The organism is Serratia sp. Sp408, assembly GCF_057180665.1.
In genome coordinates, this window is sequence record NZ_JBXUFT010000001.1 from 271,911 (window position 1) to 290,427 (window position 18,517).

General features: G+C 52.7%; 17 protein-coding genes and 1 tRNA gene. 5 read left to right on the forward strand and 13 right to left on the reverse strand.

All coding sequences use genetic code 11. The features are described from left to right. Positions 1-11: 11 nt before the first annotated feature. The gene (locus AC2AXP_RS01325; RefSeq protein WP_484381382.1) at positions 12-917 is read right to left on the reverse strand and encodes a LysR family transcriptional regulator; all 906 of its coding nucleotides are present in this window, start codon (positions 915-917) and stop codon (positions 12-14) included. Positions 918-1,101: 184 nt separating this feature from the next. On the opposite strand from AC2AXP_RS01325, the gene AC2AXP_RS01330 reads away from it, so the two are divergent. Further along, entirely contained in the window at positions 1,102-2,199 is a 1,098-nt protein-coding gene (locus AC2AXP_RS01330; protein ID WP_039991028.1) for an NADH:flavin oxidoreductase, read from the forward strand. Positions 2,200-2,286: 87 nt separating this feature from the next. On the opposite strand, the gene purK is transcribed toward AC2AXP_RS01330, so the two are convergent. From purK to ppiB, 4 genes are all read right to left on the reverse strand, one after another. After that, positions 2,287-3,354: a 5-(carboxyamino)imidazole ribonucleotide synthase gene (gene purK, locus AC2AXP_RS01335; RefSeq protein ID WP_371902033.1), complete on the reverse strand. Its 1,068-nt coding sequence runs from the start codon at positions 3,352-3,354 to the stop codon at positions 2,287-2,289. Further along, positions 3,351-3,875 carry a 5-(carboxyamino)imidazole ribonucleotide mutase gene (gene purE, locus AC2AXP_RS01340; RefSeq protein WP_004954422.1) on the reverse strand — a complete coding sequence of 175 codons (525 nt, stop codon included), beginning with the start codon at positions 3,873-3,875 and terminating at the stop codon, positions 3,351-3,353. The genes purK and purE overlap by 4 nt, the downstream gene beginning before the upstream one ends. Before the next feature lie 166 nt (positions 3,876-4,041). Further along, positions 4,042-4,764 carry a UDP-2,3-diacylglucosamine diphosphatase gene (locus tag AC2AXP_RS01345; RefSeq protein ID WP_004954419.1) on the reverse strand — a complete coding sequence of 241 codons (723 nt, stop codon included), beginning with the start codon at positions 4,762-4,764 and terminating at the stop codon, positions 4,042-4,044. Between the two features lie 10 nt (positions 4,765-4,774). Next, positions 4,775-5,269: a peptidylprolyl isomerase B gene (ppiB, locus tag AC2AXP_RS01350; protein ID WP_004954414.1), complete on the reverse strand. Its 495-nt coding sequence runs from the start codon at positions 5,267-5,269 to the stop codon at positions 4,775-4,777. Positions 5,270-5,548: 279 nt separating this feature from the next. Here ppiB and cysS point away from each other — a divergent pair, with 279 nt between their 5' ends. Further along, the gene (gene cysS, locus AC2AXP_RS01355; RefSeq protein WP_004954412.1) at positions 5,549-6,934 is read left to right on the forward strand and encodes a cysteine--tRNA ligase; all 1,386 of its coding nucleotides are present in this window, start codon (positions 5,549-5,551) and stop codon (positions 6,932-6,934) included. A gap of 54 nt (positions 6,935-6,988) precedes the next feature. Here the strand turns inward: cysS and ybcJ are convergent, their stop codons facing one another. Together ybcJ and folD are read right to left on the reverse strand one after the other, a co-directional pair. Then, positions 6,989-7,201 (reverse strand): ribosome-associated protein YbcJ, encoded by a 213-nt coding sequence (gene ybcJ / locus AC2AXP_RS01360; RefSeq protein WP_004954409.1) that lies wholly within the window; start codon positions 7,199-7,201, stop codon positions 6,989-6,991. A 10-nt stretch (positions 7,202-7,211) separates the two neighbouring features. Beyond that, positions 7,212-8,078, reverse strand: a complete 867-nt coding sequence (gene folD, locus AC2AXP_RS01365; protein ID WP_198773331.1) for a bifunctional methylenetetrahydrofolate dehydrogenase/methenyltetrahydrofolate cyclohydrolase FolD — start codon at positions 8,076-8,078, stop codon at positions 7,212-7,214. Between the two features lie 320 nt (positions 8,079-8,398). Here folD and AC2AXP_RS01370 point away from each other — a divergent pair. After that, positions 8,399-8,475 (forward strand) — tRNA-Arg (locus AC2AXP_RS01370). A gap of 387 nt (positions 8,476-8,862) precedes the next feature. Here AC2AXP_RS01370 and AC2AXP_RS01375 read toward each other — a convergent pair. From AC2AXP_RS01375 to AC2AXP_RS01395, 5 genes are all read right to left on the reverse strand, one after another. Then, a complete protein-coding gene (locus AC2AXP_RS01375) occupies positions 8,863-10,329 on the reverse strand; it encodes a hypothetical protein (RefSeq protein WP_484381383.1) in 1,467 nt (488 codons plus the stop codon). A 364-nt stretch (positions 10,330-10,693) separates the two neighbouring features. Continuing rightward, positions 10,694-11,308 carry a YagU family protein gene (locus tag AC2AXP_RS01380; protein ID WP_484381384.1) on the reverse strand — a complete coding sequence of 205 codons (615 nt, stop codon included), beginning with the start codon at positions 11,306-11,308 and terminating at the stop codon, positions 10,694-10,696. 705 nt (positions 11,309-12,013) lie between these two features. Continuing rightward, complete coding sequence (locus AC2AXP_RS01385; RefSeq protein ID WP_484381385.1) at positions 12,014-13,117, reverse strand: acyltransferase family protein; 1,104 nt, start codon at positions 13,115-13,117, stop codon at positions 12,014-12,016. 400 nt (positions 13,118-13,517) lie between these two features. After that, the gene (locus AC2AXP_RS01390) at positions 13,518-13,853 is read right to left on the reverse strand and encodes a hypothetical protein (RefSeq protein WP_127913644.1); all 336 of its coding nucleotides are present in this window, start codon (positions 13,851-13,853) and stop codon (positions 13,518-13,520) included. A gap of 386 nt (positions 13,854-14,239) precedes the next feature. Beyond that, complete coding sequence (locus AC2AXP_RS01395; protein WP_004954332.1) at positions 14,240-15,139, reverse strand: LysR family transcriptional regulator; 900 nt, start codon at positions 15,137-15,139, stop codon at positions 14,240-14,242. Between the two features lie 280 nt (positions 15,140-15,419). Between AC2AXP_RS01395 and AC2AXP_RS01400 the strand changes: the two genes are divergently transcribed. Continuing rightward, a complete protein-coding gene (locus AC2AXP_RS01400; protein WP_273869125.1) occupies positions 15,420-15,854 on the forward strand; it encodes a (R)-mandelonitrile lyase in 435 nt (144 codons plus the stop codon). A 56-nt stretch (positions 15,855-15,910) separates the two neighbouring features. Next, positions 15,911-16,960, forward strand: a complete 1,050-nt coding sequence (locus AC2AXP_RS01405) for an NAD(P)-dependent alcohol dehydrogenase (protein WP_198773428.1) — start codon at positions 15,911-15,913, stop codon at positions 16,958-16,960. 475 nt (positions 16,961-17,435) lie between these two features. Here the strand turns inward: AC2AXP_RS01405 and AC2AXP_RS01410 are convergent, their stop codons facing one another. Next, on the reverse strand, positions 17,436-18,503 hold the full coding sequence (locus tag AC2AXP_RS01410) for an aldo/keto reductase (RefSeq protein WP_371902037.1): 1,068 nt from the start codon (positions 18,501-18,503) through the stop codon (positions 17,436-17,438). Between the last annotated feature and the right edge of the window lie 14 nt (positions 18,504-18,517).

Sequence of the window (18,517 nt, forward strand, 5' to 3'; positions counted from 1 at the left end):
AGGGCTGGTGATCAATGGCCCTGCCGGCGGTGGCCGCTGTCTGGCTGCGTGAGCGCGGCTTTCAAGGCGTCGATAAAAACCGTCACCCTGTGCGGCAGATAGCGAACGGTGGGCACGACCGCCCAAATTGAGAGCTGCTGCGGGTTCGCGTCCTGCAAGCTGACTTCTTGCAACAGACCCAGGGCAAGCTCCTGTTTGACATCCCAGCGGGATAATTGCGCCAATCCTACTCCCTGCAGGCATAACGCCCTGATCCCTTCCACATTGCTGCAGCTGAAGCGCCCGTCAACGCTGCAGCCGGTTATCTGCCCATCAATATCAAACGACCACTGCGGCACGTTGGAGAGTCGCAGACAGTGGTGTTGCCCGAGCTGATTTATCGAGCGTGGCGAGCCGTGCAGCGCCAGATAATCCGGCGATGCGCAGAGTATGCGTGGGTTATCGGCGATTTTGCGCGCGATAAGGCTGGAGTCACGCAGCGGCGCCACCCGCACTGCCACATCGATACCACGGCCGACGATGTCCACCACTTCATCGCTGAGCTGCAGATCGATACGCATCTCGGGATTGTTGGCCAACAGCGTGGGTAGCAGCGGCAGCAACGTCCTGTTTCCCAGTCCTGATGGCGCGGTGATGCGCAATAATCCGCTGGCGCCTTTGCTGTTGGGGAGAAACAGCGCTTTCGCGCTCTCTTCAGCCTCGGCGATCGCTCTGGCATAGGGAATAAATTCGGCGCCTTCCTGGGTGAGCGAAATGGCGCGCGTGGTGCGTTGTATCAGGCGCTTGCCCATTTCCTGCTCCAGTGCCGCCAGTCGTCGCGAGGCTGACATCGGCGTGATGCCGAGCCGCCGCGCTGCCTGCGCCAGACTGCCGCTTTCGGTAACGGTAAGAAAAAGCTGAACATCGCTGATATTCATTATTCATTGCCTATGTCTGTCGCGCCGCTGCAATTGCCCGGATGACCGGCAACGCCGGTTCGCTGAACGGAGTTACCCTGATTATAACGATTTTCGTTATTCTGCCGTATCAGAATGGGCGATTTCCGCTTTGTCTCACAAGGATTATATTTTTTGCAGAGATAAATAGTCATCAGGAGTCGTTATGTCCCTTTCCCCGCTGTTCAGTCCCAACGCCGTTAATCGCCTACGCTTGCGCAATCGTCTGGTGGTGGCGCCAATGACCCGCGTAACCGCGTCGCAAGACGGCATCGCCAGTGAACGAATGCAACGTTACTACCAGGATTTTGCCCGCGGTGGCTTTGGGTTGACGATTACTGAAGGTATCTATATTGATGACCAATGGTCGCAGACCTATGATTTCCAGGCGGGACTGATAAATGACGCGCAGGCCAACGCCTGGTTGAGCATCACCGACGCGCTGCATGCGCATGGCGGCAAGATGATTGCCCAGTTGCAGCATGCGGGGGCGCTGTCTCAGAGCGATCGTTACCGCCAGGGTACGGTGGCACCCTCCGCCGTTCAGCCGCAGGGAGAGCAGTTGACGTTCTATCGCGGTGAGGGGCAGTACCCGTTGCCGCGCCAACTGAGCGATGCAGAAATCCGCGCTATTATCGACAGCTTTGCCGGGGCCGCCGAACGCGCGGTCAGTCAGGCGGGCTTTGATGGCGTAGAGATCCACGCTGCGAACGGTTATCTGCTGGATCAGTTCCTGACCAAACACACCAATCTGCGCAGCGATAAATGGGGTGGGGATACCGCGCAACGCATGTCGCTGAACCTGGCGGTGATCGACGCCGTCCGCAGCCGGCTCGGCAATGATGCGCTGGTTGGCATCCGTATCTCACAGGGCAAGGTGAATGACTTTCAGCACAAGTGGGAAAACGCCGAGCAGGATGCGCGCACGGTATTTACCCTGTTGGCTGAGTCGGGGGTAGATTATATCCATCTCACCGAGCATCAGGCCTGGCAGCCGGCGTTTGCCGACGGCGGGCTGTCGCTGGTTGCGCTGGCGCGAAAATATGCGCCTGAGGTAACGATTATTGCCAACGGCGGTCTGCATGAGGTTGCCAAAGCAGAAGCGTTGCTGCAACAGGGCGCCGATCTGATCGCCCTGGGACGCGGTGCGCTGGCAAACCATGACTGGCCAAAACGCGTTGAAGGTGGTGAGCCGTTGCGCGAATTTGATCGTCGCATCCTTGGGCCGATAGCCGATATCAAAGACAGCGAATTACCGTCATAGTCACCGTTTTTGGCGGTACGGCAATAAAAAAGGGCGCGATTCATTGGAACCACGCCCTTTTTGCTGCCGGTCAGCGAAGACCAGGAATTAGGCCAGCCTTTGCCGCGCCCAGTCGAGGCCGCTGCGGTATTCCGCCGGCAGCAGGGGAGTCAGATCTTCAAGTGCCTGCGCCAGTGCGTCGGCGTCGGGATCGTTGAGATTGAGGTGACCCACTTTGCGACCTTCGCGCACCTCTTTGTCATACCAGTGCAAATGCACCAGCGGCAGGCCGAGCCAGGCGGTATTCACTGCGGTGCCAATCAGATTGACCATCACCGACGGCGTATTGACCACCGGTTTGGGCAGCGGCAGGCCGAGAATAGCCCGCAGATGCAGCTCGAACTGGCTGATTGACGCGCCGTTCTGCGTCCAGTGCCCGCTGTTGTGTACCCGCGGCGCCAGTTCGTTAATCAGCAGTTTGTCGCCGACGATAAAGCACTCCATCGCCATTACGCCGACGTAGTCGAGCGCATCAAGGATGGCCGACAGCATCTGTTCCGCCTGCTGCTGTAACGCCGGGTTTGGCGTAGGCAGCGCCACGCTGGTGCGCAGAATGCCGTCTTCATGCAGGTTGTGGGTCAGCGGATAGAATACGCATTGACCATCATGACCGCGTGCACCGACCAGCGACACTTCACCCGAAAAGTTGATGCCCTGCTCGACGATGCATTCGCCGTATGCATCGGCCGGCAATTCGTGCTGCTGACCATCGCGCAAACGCCATTGGCCGCGACCGTCATAGCCGCCGACGCGGCGTTTGACAATTGCCAGCTCACCCAACGAGGCGAACACCTGCGGCCATTCGGCGGCATCCGCCAGCAGTTGCCACGGCGCGGTAGCCAGATTGAGCCGATCGAGCAGCTGTTTTTGCGTCAGGCGATCGGCCAGACGCGGGAAGATATCGCGGTTGACGAAGCTGTTATGCGTCGCCAGTTCGCGCGTCAGCGCCGTTTCTGGCCAGCGCTCGATTTCGGCGGTGATCACGCTGTTTTGGTACGGCACCGCTTCGGGTTCGGCATCCAGCCCGACAGGGTAAACGGCGATGCCCAGCGGTTCGCCGGCCTGGCGCAGCATGCGCCCGAGCTGTCCGTTGCCGAGTACGCAAACCGGTTTCATGCATCCTCCCGCGGGTCCGGATGGTTCAGCACCTCATCGGTTTGCGCCTGGCGCCAGTCGGCCAGACGCTGTGCCAGTGCGGCATCGTGCAGTGCCACAATCTGTGCCGCCAGTAGCGCGGCGTTCGCTGCGCCGGCCTTGCCGATCGCCAGCGTGCCGACTGGAATGCCGCGTGGCATCTGGACGATGGAATACAGGCTGTCAACGCCGCTCAAAGCCGCGCTCTGCACCGGCACACCCAGCACCGGTACCAGCGTTTTCGCCGCCAGCATGCCTGGCAGATGCGCTGCGCCGCCGGCACCGGCGATAATCACCTCAAAGCCGTTGGCGCTTGCCTGTTCGGCAAAGCTGAACAGTTTATCCGGCGTGCGGTGAGCGGAGACGACCTCGACATGGAACGGGACATCAAGTGAAGTCAGAACCTCGGCCGCGAATTGCATGGTGGCCCAGTCACTTTTTGATCCCATTACAATTGCGATTTTAGCCTTGGTATTGGCGGCTGAAGCAGCGTTGGCTCCCATGGATGTAAGGCTCCTGTAGATTGTTCACGCATCGGCCGGTTGCCAGCGGAGGCAGGCCGTTTGAGGGCGTAGAGCATATCATGGGTACACGGCGAGGAAAACGGTTGCGTGGCCGCTTTTCGCCGTCAAAAGCGCTAAAATTTTTAGTACAGCGTCAGCGTGGCAATCAGAACGGGAATGGGATCAGCTCAACGGCGTCGGCGGTGACCTTGACCATCGAACCTTGATGATGCCAGGCGCCAAGCACCACTCGCTGCGCTTTGCCGTTGGCGAGTTGCAACGAATGTACCGCAGGGCGGTGGGTATGGCCATGGATCATCCAGTGTACCTGATGTTGCACCATCGCCTGCTCAACCGCCTGTGGATTGACGTCCATGATGTCCAGCGATTTATGCTGATTGCTTTGCTGGCTGCGCGCGCGCATATTGGCGGCGATCTTCAGGCGCCAGCGTAAAGGCATCGCCAGGAACAGTTTCTGGATCAGCGGGTTATGTACCCGACGGCGAAACTTTTGATAGGGCAGATCGTCGGTGCACAGGGTATCGCCGTGCAGGATCAGTATCCGTCGACCGTACAGCTCCACCACCTGCTGTTCCGGCAGTAGCGTCATGCCGCTGGCGTTGGCAAAGCGTTTGCCGAGCAGAAAATCACGGTTGCCGTGGATGAAATAGCACGGGACGCCAGCCTGTTGCAGCGCTTTCAAGGCGGCGGCGATTTCAGCGTGCAGTGGTTCGGGATCGTCGTCGCCAATCCAGGCTTCAAACAGATCGCCAAGAATGTAGAGCGCTTCTGCCTGAATGGCTTCTCGCTGTAAAAAACGCAGAAAACCGGCAGTAATTGCCGGTTCCTGTGCGCATAGATGCAAGTCTGCGATAAACAGCGTGCTCATGCCGCCGCGATTACTCGCTGACGGTAACGCTGGTGATCACCACGTCTTCTACCGGCACGTCCTGGTGCATGCCGCTGCGGCCGGTTTTCACACCTTTGATTTTATTGACCACGTCCATGCCTTCAACCACTTCGGCAAATACGCAGTAACCCCAACCCTGTGCGTTCTCGCCGCGGAAGTTCAGGAAATCATTGTCTGCCACGTTGATGAAGAACTGCGCGGTAGCGGAGTGCGGATCGTTGGTGCGCGCCATCGCCAGGGTGCCAACGGTATTTTTCAGGCCGTTGTTGGCTTCGTTGTTGATTGGCGACTGGGTGCTTTTCTGGTTCATGCCAGGTTCAAAACCACCACCTTGAATCATAAAGCCATTGATAACACGGTGGAAAATGGTGTTGTCGTAGAAACCAGCGCGGCAGTAGTTCAGGAAGTTTTCAACGGTGACCGGTGCTTTGTCAGCGAAGGTGTTGATGACGATGTCGCCGTGATTGGTGTGGAAAGTAACCATAGTTTTAATCCTAACAAGATGAAGTGAGATGCCACAAAACAGGTGTGAACAATCAGAACGACCTTATAACATATCTCCTTTGGCGAGTCAGTAGCGGCAACCGGACACGCCGTCGCCACAAACGGGGATGTTATGTTATAACTCATCAACCAGATCGCAGGTTTCTGTCGCCCGCCAGCGCAAACCTTGGCCTTGACCTTGCATTAGATCGGCCTTCGCGGTTCAATACGCTGATCCCTGTTATTAATACTGTTACTACGCACACCACGGAATGTCCCGATGCTAAAGATTTTTAATACCCTGAGTCGTCAAAAAGAGGAATTCAAACCTATTCATGCCGGAAAAGTCGGTATGTATGTGTGCGGGGTAACCATTTATGACCTGTGCCACATTGGCCACGGGCGTACCTTTGTTGCTTTCGACGTAGTAGCGCGTTATCTGCGTTACCTCGGTTACGATCTGAATTACGTGCGCAACGTGACCGACGTTGACGACAAAATCATCCGCCGTGCGGCGGAAAACGGTGAAACCTGCGATCAACTGACCGGTCGCATGCTGGCAGAAATGCACGCCGATTTTGATGCGCTGCTGATCGAACGTCCGGATCTGGAACCGCGAGCCACACAGCATATCGCCGAGATCATCGAGCTCACCGAGCGTTTGATCGCTCGCGGTCACGCCTATGTCGCCAGCAACGGTGACGTGATGTTCGCCATCGACAGCGATGCGGATTACGGTCTGTTGTCGCGCCAGGATTTGGACCAGTTGCAGGCCGGTGCGCGCGTTGAGGTTGACGACGTCAAGCGTAACCCGATGGATTTCGTGTTGTGGAAAATGTCCAAGCCGGGCGAGCCGAGCTGGCAGTCGCCGTGGGGCGCTGGCCGTCCTGGCTGGCACATCGAATGTTCGGCGATGAACTGCAAGCAGCTCGGTACCCATTTCGATATCCATGGTGGTGGTTCGGATCTGATGTTCCCGCACCACGAAAACGAAATCGCCCAGTCCAGCTGCGCCCATGACGGTCCATACGTCAATTACTGGATGCACTCCGGCATGGTGATGATCGACAAAGAGAAGATGTCCAAGTCGTTGAACAACTTCTTCACCATTCGCGACGTATTGGGCTATTACGACGCAGAAACCGTGCGTTACTTCCTGATGTCCGGCCACTATCGCAGCCAACTGAACTACAGCGAAGAGAACCTCAAGCAGGCGCGTGCATCGCTGGAGCGCTTGTACACCGCGCTGCGCGGTACCGATCCGTTGGCGACTCCTGACGGTGGCGCCGAGTTCGAGGCCCGTTTTCGTGAAGCGATGGATGATGACTTCAACACGCCGGAAGCCTATTCCGCCCTGTTTGATCTGGCGCGTGAAGTGAACCGTTTGAAGAACGAAGACATGGCGGCCGCTAACGCAATGGCGGCGGAATTGCGTAAACTGGCCAAGGTGCTCGGCCTGCTGCAACAAGAACCGGAAGCGTTTCTGCAAAGCGGTGCACAGGCCGACGACGGAGAAGTGGCGGAAATCGAGGCGTTGATCAAACAGCGTAACGATGCGCGCAAATCCAAAGACTGGGCGCTGGCGGATGCCGCGCGCGATCGCCTGAACGAAATGGGTATCGTGCTGGAAGATGGCCCGCAGGGCACCACCTGGCGGCGTAAGTAAGTTTGTCTCGGTAATAAAAAAGGCGCCTGAGGCGCCTTTTTTACTTGACCGTGTTCAGGGTTTTACCGTCACTTTACTGCCGGCGAATTCGACCACCTGGTCGGCAACGATCTTGCAGCGTTTACGCGTTTCCACCTTGCCATCAACCTTCACCAACCCTTCGGCGATGACTTCTTTGGCGGCACCGCCGCTTTCGCACCAGCCCTGAAACTTCAGCAGATCGCACAGTTCGACGTGAGGGTGACTTTCCAGATTAAAAATTTCCATACTGCCTTACTTATTTAGGTTGAACGTCATGGTATTCCTCGCAGGCCTGCAAGGTATTCTGGATCAGTGTAGCAACGGTCATCGGGCCGACGCCACCCGGCACTGGCGTGATGTAGGCCGCACGCTGGCTGGCAACGTCAAATTCTACGTCGCCGACCACTTTGCCGCTTTCCAGGCGGTTGATGCCGACATCAATGACGATCGCGCCCGGCTTGATCCAGTCGCCGGGAATAAAGCCCGGTTTGCCCACCGCCACCACCAGCAGGTCGGCGTTCTCGACGTGGTGACGCAGGTTCTTGGTGAAGCGGTGGGTAACGGTGGTGGTGCAACCGGCCAGCAGCAATTCCATGCTCATCGGTCGACCGACGATGTTGGATGCGCCGACCACCACGGCATTCAGGCCGTAGGTATCGATATTGTAGCGTTCCAGCAGCGTAACGATGCCACGTGGGGTGCAGGGGCGCAGCTTGGGGGCACGCTGACACAGGCGGCCGACGTTGTAGGGATGGAAGCCGTCGACGTCTTTGTCCGGATTGATGCGTTCCAGCACTTTGACATTATCAATACCGGCCGGCAGCGGCAGCTGTACCAGAATACCGTCGATGTCGCCGTCGACATTCAGTTGGTCGATCAACTTCAGCAGTTCGGCTTCGCTGGTGGAAGCCGGCAGATCGTAAGAGCGGGAAACAAAACCCACTTCTTCACAGGCACGTCGCTTGCTGGCAACGTAAATTTGCGAGGCCGGGTTCTCGCCAACCAGCACTACTGCCAGGCCTGGCGCGCGTTTACCCGCGTCCAGACGTTGTTTAACTTGCTCAGCCACTTCGTTTCTAACCTGCTGCGCAATCGTTTTACCATCAATAATCTTTGCTGCCATCGGTGTGGAAATCCATCAAATAAGAAAAGCGGGGATGCGGCTATTTTGTCAGAAGCTGAGCGCGCTGTCAGGCGCTGAATCAGGATATGCATCGTTTACTGCGGATGAAACGCTCCCATCCCGGGCATTTTTTGCCGGCTTGTGTGGGTTGCCGGCGGCAAAATATCACGGCGCACGGCCAGATAGCGGCTGGTAAGCCATTGCGCTGGATGAAAAATCAGCATAAGGCGCGCTTGGCGCGGCGAGGTTATGAAAAGGCATTGACTCAACAACCTCTGACCGTATAATCCAACCCGCAACTTCGGTTGCCGCATCCCAATGCGCCCTTAGCTCAGTTGGATAGAGCAACGGCCTTCTAAGCCGTAGGTCACAGGTTCGAGCCCTGTAGGGCGTACCATTTTCGCTTCTCCCGACCTCTACTAAAGTCCACCGGTCTTCCATCACATGCGACTTCTGCAAGCAGCTTGTCTAGCCATACCTCTTAAGGTGATTAATCCCTGGCCGTTGCATAGACACTTGGTACATTCGCAACCGGGAGATCATAAAGCGTATCGCTATTGCAGTTGCGGCAGATAATACGATCGCCATCGATGGCATAAATAGCTCAGGCAAGCTATCTACAGCGAGGAACTACATACAACAGACCATTAAGTGCTATTGATCGTCTGCGGTATTCCGATAACAACTCAAGCTTGCCGGTTGGTATCATGCTATAACCCGATTATGGCGGTGTACTGACGGCGCTAATCTATTAACAGCGGACGATTAACGCCGGTTGATTGTATTAATCGCAGCTGAAAGTGATGTTTTTTTCATAAACAAATATTTGTTTATCGCCAACATTGATCACTTTCGATGGAGTGCCAAAACTTTTGATGATTATCTCTCGCATTAAATTATCGTCTGTTATTATGAAGTTTCCGCCGCGTTGGTACCACTCAGCTTTCGACAACCATCTATTGCAGGCGAGGATATTCAAATCTCTATTTACATTAAGTGGAGCAACGGATATATCACCGTCAATGCTAACAGATGACGCAAACCAAAATGAGGCGTATCCATTTTCCAAGTGATTTTCTCTAATAGCGAGTTTTAACTGGTTTATGATGTCACTTGATATGTCTTTTTTCTCACTAACCACAACGGAAGAAACTAGCACTGCAATGACAACAGCGCCAAGCATGCAAAATCTCCATCCTTTGGATAAGGACGATCTACCAATGACTACGGGCGCTAGAATAAAGAAAGAAACGATATATCTTATTGTCCATACATCTATCGGGCGATTACTGACAAGATAGGCTGGCACCATAACCAGGCAGGCTAGGCAAATGGTCATGTTCAATATCGATGTCGTGAATATCTCTTTTATTGATAATGCACAGGCAATAAGCAAAATGGTCAAAATAATAAAGCAGAAAACAGAAAGTATAGCCGTGATATCAGAAGGTGACTTGCCAAAAAAGAAGGCGCCGCTATAAAGAAGGAATCCTTTTGTGAAGAGGTACAGATTGTTCCCGATATCATCAAAGGCAACAAACGTTGGGGCGGGGATCCCGGGCAGGATGAACCAACCGTTGGATCTCGCATACCTGACCATCATCTTTGATGCCACATATGCCAATAGGCTGGCAAACAGTATTATAATATATACAGGTCTTTTTTCCTTTGCAAAGAAATAAATAGAAGATATTAATATCGGTGTAAGTATAATTAGTTTTATTATATCGTCACTGAAACAGGCCAACGTTAACGATAAGGTATAAATAATTATCGACAATAATGAATCTGTTTTAGTGTAACGTTCAATCATTATGAAGCATACAAGCATGCAGACATAGGTACCGACATGTATTACCGCTATTAAGGTGTTGAATGCAGCGAATCCAGATGGAATAGCCACGCAAAACGCAATGGCCCATAGCGAGCCAGCGTCTTCCCTGGACAGATAAAATGTCATCAACGTCACCATTGAATACATTATCGCTGGTATTAAATATGCTTGATATGCTCCGTAGCCGAAACTTTTTGAAGCAAGACCGTACCAGATTATATCGGTAAAATAAAATGACACGGTAGAAAGATGCCAGCCGCCAAGCGTCCAGTTCCCGTTAGCCATATCCTTGCCGGCTAACAATCCTGAAACGGCATCTGAATTTGGTAGTATCTGGCTGGAAATGTGTGCATAGAACAATGTTAAAATTACAAAAGCAATGGCGTAAAAAACTATTTTCTTTATAGATGATGGCATCTTACTGTTCCTTTAAAATTTATCTATTATTATTTGAAATAGTTGACAGTATTTATATGGGCCTTGCCTATAGTTTTAGATTGCAATCTCCAAACATGTTTTTTGTTATATGGTTTTTGAGCGACATTACAGGAAAGCCATTCGTCTGCGTGCATCCTACGTTCAGTGCTTTCTTTCTTTAATGTAAAACAGCCAGCCGGGAAGTGCATCGCGGATATTCAGCCGGTGACGGAGCAAGCAAAGCTATTATTGTTATTAGCTAATGGCCACCGAGCCAACGTTAATTCAAACCTTGACGATGTGATATACACCAGTTAAATACTTAAGTGCTATGTAATAGCCCCCCGTTATACGGGAGGATCTGTCATCGGCTTGTTACCCGTGGGATCTCCGGATCTGGTTCGTGAGTTATTCGGTTACGCAGATCTCTGCGGATAATTTCAATCGACCAGAACCAGACTAAATGCCCAAAAATTTCAGACACATTTTCATACCATGGAAGGTCTAACAGAGCAGGAGTCAACCCCATAAGAGGGAAGGAAATCATATGTACAAATAGCTGTGCTAATGCACCCGCCAATAACCCCTGCCAGAGTTTGATTTTCGGGAAAACCTCGGCTACAACGCAGTAACCCAGCGCGAAAACTATTGAAAAGATGATGTGTGTGACACCGACCCAGTTAAACACATGTCCGGCAAAGGTATAGACTGCCGAGTTAGGATCGGCAATACCCAACCAGTCACGCAGAAAAATATAGGGTGGGTTGAGGAAGTTGCGGGAGCAATCGATTTGTTCCGCCGCTCTGATTAATGATTCAGGGCCACAGGCAGCAGTAAAAATATCCGTTGGGCTGCGAGGGGGGAAAGGAACTTCGGCCCCCCATTTGACGAATGCTGACACGATGCCGGCAATCAGGCCGATAAAAACAGCCAAACCATAACGTCTACGCTTTGCTGGAGTCTGTTCAAATATATTCATATTCCATCCATTGAATTTACTTATGTTAATGTAATCATTTATTAGTATTCCAAAAGGTTAGGAATATAAATAAATGCCTTGATGGGGAGCTCAATTTTACTATTGCAATATAAAGCATTCACCCGGACCAGCCAAGCCACCGGTCGGGTTCCAATTCGCCAGTTCACTACCTTGCTAGCGCCGCAGCCCACCACCGGCGACGGTAATCCTTCCCTTTATTCCTTTTGTCGTGGATATATTGCAAGCCTTTGTAGGCTAACAGAGGGGGCGTCGCTGGCAATGAGAAGTCTTTTTTAGTGGTTAAAACGAGGACGTTTGATTGAATTTATATGCGGAGCGTAACAATATGAGGGTAATCCGGCAATGCTTAAAGTGACCATCAGCAAGACAACGTTATACTAATTTTTAGTAACATAACTCTCATGCTTGTTTTCAACCCGACTTGATGGTCGGTTATTATTGAAAAACTCTGAGTGAAAGCAAAAAGCCAGCTGTCGGGGGAGTTGTTGAGCATCCCCTCAGCAACCATGCAGCTTTTGGCGGCGTGGCTGCATTGCTGTGCCTATCAGCATTGTTGAGACGGTTTTTGCCGGCTTCTCATGCTGACGGGAACACTAACGTCGGCGATTGATCCCCTGGTAGAGGGATCGCCAGGGGAGCCTAACCGTAGTAAGGAGATCATGGCCGTCAGCGCGGCCATGGCCATCAGGCAATTTTCTTGGACAGGAAAATTGAGGGTTTTTCTACCGTATAATGCAGCAGCGTTGATAATAATAGGATAAAGGCAAAGGTAATAAAAAATGCGGCTGCAACACCCACGTTATGATCAACCAGGATGCGTAAGGTGGCATAGCCAATAACGGAATGTAACGCGTAATAGGGATAGCTGATACTAGACAGGAATGAGAGTACCCGGAATTCCCTGAATTTATCTCTCAATGCATAGCATGTGCTAAATAGCAGCAATGCATAAGCGTAGCTCATGGGGGAGTTGGGAAATTGATCGGCGATCGGCCCTATGTACCAGGTAACCAGCACTATGGCAAACAACGCTATAGCGTAGATAATTAACTGTCTGCTATTTATCCTCTGCTCTAAATGATAGTGGAATAAAATACCTATCGACATAAACAGCATAAAAAGTAGACACATTTTTATACCGTACGGGGAGAGTTTAAATTCGCCGATAGAATAGGTATTCGGCATTCCTTTTGATAAATAGGTCAATAAACAAACGGTGAGAGAGGTGATGAAAATCAATGAGACGCTGCCGCTCAATATCTTGCCCCTGAAAACGGCGCAAAACAGGTAAAATACGATCTCTATCGATAGCGTCCAGTTGACCGCATCCATTGAGCGCTGATCAAAGATCAGCTGTGTTAGCGTCAGATTTGCCAGCACGTTCCAGAAGGAAAACTCAGGCGCGGCTCCCCAGTAAAAGCGTGAGGTCATAAATATAAATAACATCATAGTCAATGACGCAAATATATAGGTTGGGTATATTCTTACTGCCCGTGCCATTATAAATCGGGCTGGCTTTTTGTTTTTTAACGAAAATGGGATGACAAATCCGCTGATCAGAAAAAACACTGCAACGCCAAAGCTCCCATAGTCAAACCATGGCACCGGCGGCATCAGCCGGTCGATGTAGTGTGGGGTTATGCCAATAATTTCTGGTGATTTTGTCAGATATGCCACCACGGGTTGCGCCTCCCAAAATCTGCCAACCCAATGCGTTATCACCACAGAAATAAATGCCAAAACGCGAAGTTGATCGGCAAATACGACTTTCCCGGCCTTATTGTTCACTTTTAGTTCCCTGTTTTTCAATAGCACAGCTTGCCGGCAAAGCTTGAGCCATACATGACGCAAGCTTAAATTATGCAAACGCCACAATGCCGACATCAGCGTTAAGCAGCAGATCCTGACGGCGCTGAGAGTGTTGGTTAGGCCTGGCAAAAAGCAAGGCTACTCAGCATTTTACCTGGTGATAAGCGATAGGTCACGGGGGATGCTGGTGGAACGTTAATGATGTTAGCGTTGATGAACGGAAAAATGGCTTGGTGAACGAGGATTACGCTTTATTCCTTTACAACGCATTACGATAACTGACAGTTTAATAACATTTGATTTACAAAATAACCTTATCAGCGGGATTTAAACGTCGATGGGGCACCAGGTGATTTTTTATGTGTATCACTAGCGCGAGTCATCTTTTTGCAAACTCTTTATGCTGATAAAAAAACTGCGCATCTTTATTTTGTGGGCGAATAGTGAATGAAAGATTATCTGAAGCTTGCATTACACCTTCAATTTCCTGCACTGAAAAGATCGGCGATGAGTTAGGATGATCGACCTTACAGATTGAAATCCATGAGTTTTTATCAGAAGATAATGAACAGAAAGTGTTGTGATGAGTGATTGCGCTGATTCTCTTTTCGATAAGCTTGTTGGCATTAACCGCAAAGGAAGGAGGGGATTGATCACAGCCGACAATTATTAATGCAACAACAAAAATAGACAATTTCTTACACAAGCCATCCATATATTTACCTATTAATTATATATTAATTTACGGGTGATTGAGCTTGGTGATTATACCAGATGCAGTATGTGTGACAATATTTCGCCGCTAATCATTCACAGAATAAATAATAAATGCGCACTTTAGGTAAATACATTCGACATAATAAGCCATGCGTGCCGTTTGTCGTGTCGAGGCGTTATCCCTGATAACTGGGTAAGGAAAACCTGATAGCAAGCCAATCATGGGCCACTCCGGGCAGTGCGTCAGCCACCCTGGGCTCGAACCTGTGACCTGCGGCTTAGAAGGCCGTTGATCGATTATTGGCGTTTTGCAGCATATTACCGGGTGGTCGGCAACAGCACCACGGCAGCTGGCAGCGTGGCACATTGACCGCCGTCGGCAGCTTATACCTGTCGGGGGTAGCGTAGCGCATCGACAAACAGCGAAAAGGCGGTGGTGTGCTGCCTACGGCTTGGGTAATACAGGTAATAGCCAGGAAACGGCGCGCACCAGTCGTCAAGCACGTTGAGTAACTGGCCGTTGGCAATATCTGCCGCTACCGTGTCTTCTGGAACGAATGCAATCCCCAGACCGCTGCGCGCGGCATCAATGCGCTGTGGTAGGCTGTTGATGGTCAATTGACCGTCAACGCGCACGTTGACGGTACGGCCGTCTTTTTCAAATTCCCAGGCGTACAATCCGCCTTGCGTCGGTAACCGCATAGTAATGCAGCGATGACGTTGCAGCGCTTGCGGTGTCTCGGGCTGGCCATGCTTGGCGAAATAGTCTGGCGATCCTACTGCGACAAACCGCAGCTGTGGGCCGATGGGTATGGCGACCATATCTTTTGCCAGCTGTTCTCCCAAACGAATGCCGGCGTCAAAACGGCCGCTGACGATATCGGTGAGCGAATTGTCGGCGATCACTTCCACGTGGATATCTGGGTAACGTTGTAAGAAGGGATTCAGCACTGGCCATAGCACCGAATGAATGGCATGTTCACCTGCGGTGAGGCGAATATTTCCCGCCGGCGTTGCGCGCATATCCCCCAGCGCCACCAGTTGATGTTCAATTTCGCTGATGTGTGCGCCGATGGCGTTGACCAGGCGCTCACCGGCCTCGGTCAATGCAACGCTGCGCGTGGTGCGGGTCAGCAAGCGAAGATCAAGACGCTCCTCCAGCCCGCGAATGGCATGGCTCAAGGCCGACTGTGATACGCCGAGCCTGGCGGCGGCACGGGTAAAACTGCGTTCTTCTGCCACCATAAGAAACGACAGCAAGTCGTTGAAATTCTCTTTTAACATTTCTCTGCCTGAGTGAGTCATCGTGTCAACGGCTGGTTGCGCCGCCGCGAAAATGAGGGGTTTCCAGCAGTAACGAAACCGCAGATTTAATGAGTTTACCTCATAAGCGCATTCTTATTTTGCACTCTAATCGGCAAAGTCCGTCGCTGTTATTCTTGCCATTACCGTCGGTGGTAAAAACCGTTGCATGCCGAATCTACGGCAGTTCGATACCGAATCGGCTAAACCTTAATGAGGAGCGATTATGAAATTACTCGCAGCGTCAGCGGTAATGATGTCTATGTTAGCCCCGGCAGCGTATGCCGATGTGGAGGAAAAAATGAAAATTCAACGCAGTGGTTCGCAACCGTCGCAAGCCGGACCGGAAGCCTATTTCAGCGGTCAGGTGCGTATCGATGCGCCTTTTCAGGGCAGCGAGCCGGCGCGGGTGGGGGGTGCGACCGTCACCTTCGAACCGGGCGCGCGTACTGCCTGGCACACTCACCCACTGGGTCAAACGCTGATCGTCACCCAGGGGCGTGGTTGGCTCCAGCAGTGGGGCGAGGCAATGCAGGAAATCAATCAAGGTGATATTGTCTGGATCCCGCAGGGCGTCAAACACTGGCATGGCGCAACCGCCACCACGGCAATGACGCATATCGCGATTGCCGAATCACTCAACGGCAGCCCGGTTGAGTGGATGGAAAAAGTCAGCGACGAACAGTATCAGCAGTAAGCCACAGAACCGCCGTTGCTCATTGTTAGCTATCCCGCCGAACAGGAGTCTAGATGATGAAAGTACTTGGTTATGCAGCTAAGTCAGCGCAGGTGCCGCTGGCGCCGTTTGAATTTACTCGCCGCGATCCACGCCCGGACGACGTGGTGTTCGAGGTTCTTTATTGCGGTGTGTGCCATTCGGATTTACATCAGGCACGCAACGACTGGGGAATCAGCCTTTATCCGCTGGTGCCGGGTCATGAGGTGATTGGCCGCGTGACGGCGGTAGGTGACCAGGTGACCGGCGTTAAACTCGGCGATATTGTCGGCGTGGGGTGCATGGTGGACTCGTGTCGCCAATGCCAACCATGTCAGCAGGGACTGGAGCAGTACTGCGAGCAAGGGAACATCCAGACCTATAACGGCATCGATCCTCACGACAGCTTGCCGACCTATGGCGGTTATTCGCAAACCATGGTGACGACGCAAGATTTTGTGCTGAAAATTCCCGCAGGTATGGATCCCTCATCGGCGGCTCCGCTGTTGTGTGCTGGCATCACCACCTGGTCGCCGTTGCGCCGTTGGCATATCGGCAAAGGCAGCAAAGTGGCGGTGATTGGCCTGGGAGGGCTGGGCCATATGGCGCTGAAGCTGGCAAATGCGCTGGGTGCCGATGTTACGCTGTTCACCCGTTCGGCGTCGAAAGAGGAGGACGCTCGCCGGCTGGGGGCGCATCATGTGATCCTGTCCAGCAGCGACGCGCAAATGGCCGAAGTGGCAGGGACGTTTGATCTGATTATTGATACCGTGCCGTACGTCCATGATATCAATCCGTATATGTCGACCCTGACGCTTGACGGTACGCTGGTGTTTGTCGGTTTTCTGGGTGATATCGATCCGATGCTGAACACCGTTCCGCTGATTTTAGGGCGTCGTTCGGTGGCTGGCTCGTGCATCGGCGGTATTGCCGAAACGCAGGAGATGCTGGATTTTTGTGGGCAGCATGGCATTACCTGCGACGTTGAGATGATAGCGATACAGGATATAAACCAGGCTTATGAGCGGATGCTGAAAAGCGACGTGAAATATCGCTTTGTCATTGATATGGCCTCGCTGCATGCATAACGGACGAATGGAATAATGCGCTCAAGCCCTGGCCGCTGACGTCAGCAGCTAACGCCAGCATGGCCAAGGTTTATTTTTCCATTCGGCGTTACATCTGTCACAGCAAACTTACCGAGCCATGACAAATCTATACACTGGAATTGCTAGTGTTAACTCACCCGATGATGTTGTGTGTTATTCCTTTCCTGTAGTGTATATCCCATCCCTATCGAGTTTACCCCGCCTGGTGCGGGATTTTTTTTATTGGCGCGGTGACAGTTAGCGTGCCGGACATAATAAGCCACCAGCGCCGGCATGGCGGAGACTGTTTTTTCCATTCGGCGTTACATCTGCCTCAGCAAACTTACCGAGCCATGACAAATCTATACACTGGAATTGCTAGTGTTAACTCACCCGATGAAGTTGTGTGTTATTCCTTTCCTGTAGTGTATATCCCATCCCTATTGAGTTTATCCCGCCTGGTGCGGGATTTTTTTTATTGACGTGCGGCGATATTTATCTCGCCGGACATGATGTTGCGGGTGGTAGGCAGGGCCAAAAAGTCATGCGGGAAACCGAGTTCGATGGCGCTGACCTCAGCCAGCCGTTGCCATTGCTCCGCCTCCAGGCAGACTTCCAGCGCGGCCAGGTTATCCTCTAGCTGCGCCAGCGTACGAGCGCCGACGATCGGCGCGGTGACCGCCGGGTTTTGCAACGTCCAGGCCAGCGCAACCTGCGCCGGGCTGTAACCGGCCTGCTGCGCAATGATTTGCACCGTTTCGGCGATGGTGAGGTTACGTTCACTCAGCGAGCCCTTGCTGCGCGCGACGTCACGTCGGGTACCGCTCTCATCGCCAGTGGGGCGTAGATCCTGGCGCGAATATTTGCCACTCAACACGCCGCTGGCCAGTGGCGACCAGGGGATGACGCCCATACCCAGGGCCTGTGCCATCGGGATCAGCTCACGTTCAACGGTACGCTCGGTCAGGTTGTATTCAATCTGCAAGGCGATCAGCGGCGACCAGCCGCGCCAATCGGCCAGCGTTTGCATGCGTGCCGCCTGCCAGGCAGGGATATCGGAAATCGCCAGGTAAAGCACCTTGCCGGCACGCACCAGATCGTCCATTGCGCGCATGATTTCATCTACCGGCGTGGTGTCATCCCAGGCGTGCAGGTACAACAGATCGAGGTAATCGGTTTTTAGCCGTTTCAGGCTGTTCTCTACCGAATGCACCATGCTTTTCCGGTGGTTGCCGCCGGAGTTGGCATCGCCAGGATAAGTGGGCAAAGTGTATTTGCTGGCGATCACCAGACTGTCGCGGCGGCCGACGGCGAATTCGCCGATAAACTGCTCCGCGCTGCCTTCGGTATAACGGTTGGCGGTATCAATGAAATTGCCGCCGCGATCGACATAAGCGTCAAATATATGGCGTGATTGCTCTTTCTCGGCCCCCCAGCCCCAATCGGCGCCAAAGGTCATGGTGCCGAGCGCTAACGGCGAAACGCGCAGGCCGGAGCGGCCGAGTAAACGATAGGTATCCAGCGTGGTGGTAGCCATGGGCATTCTCCTGTGGTGTT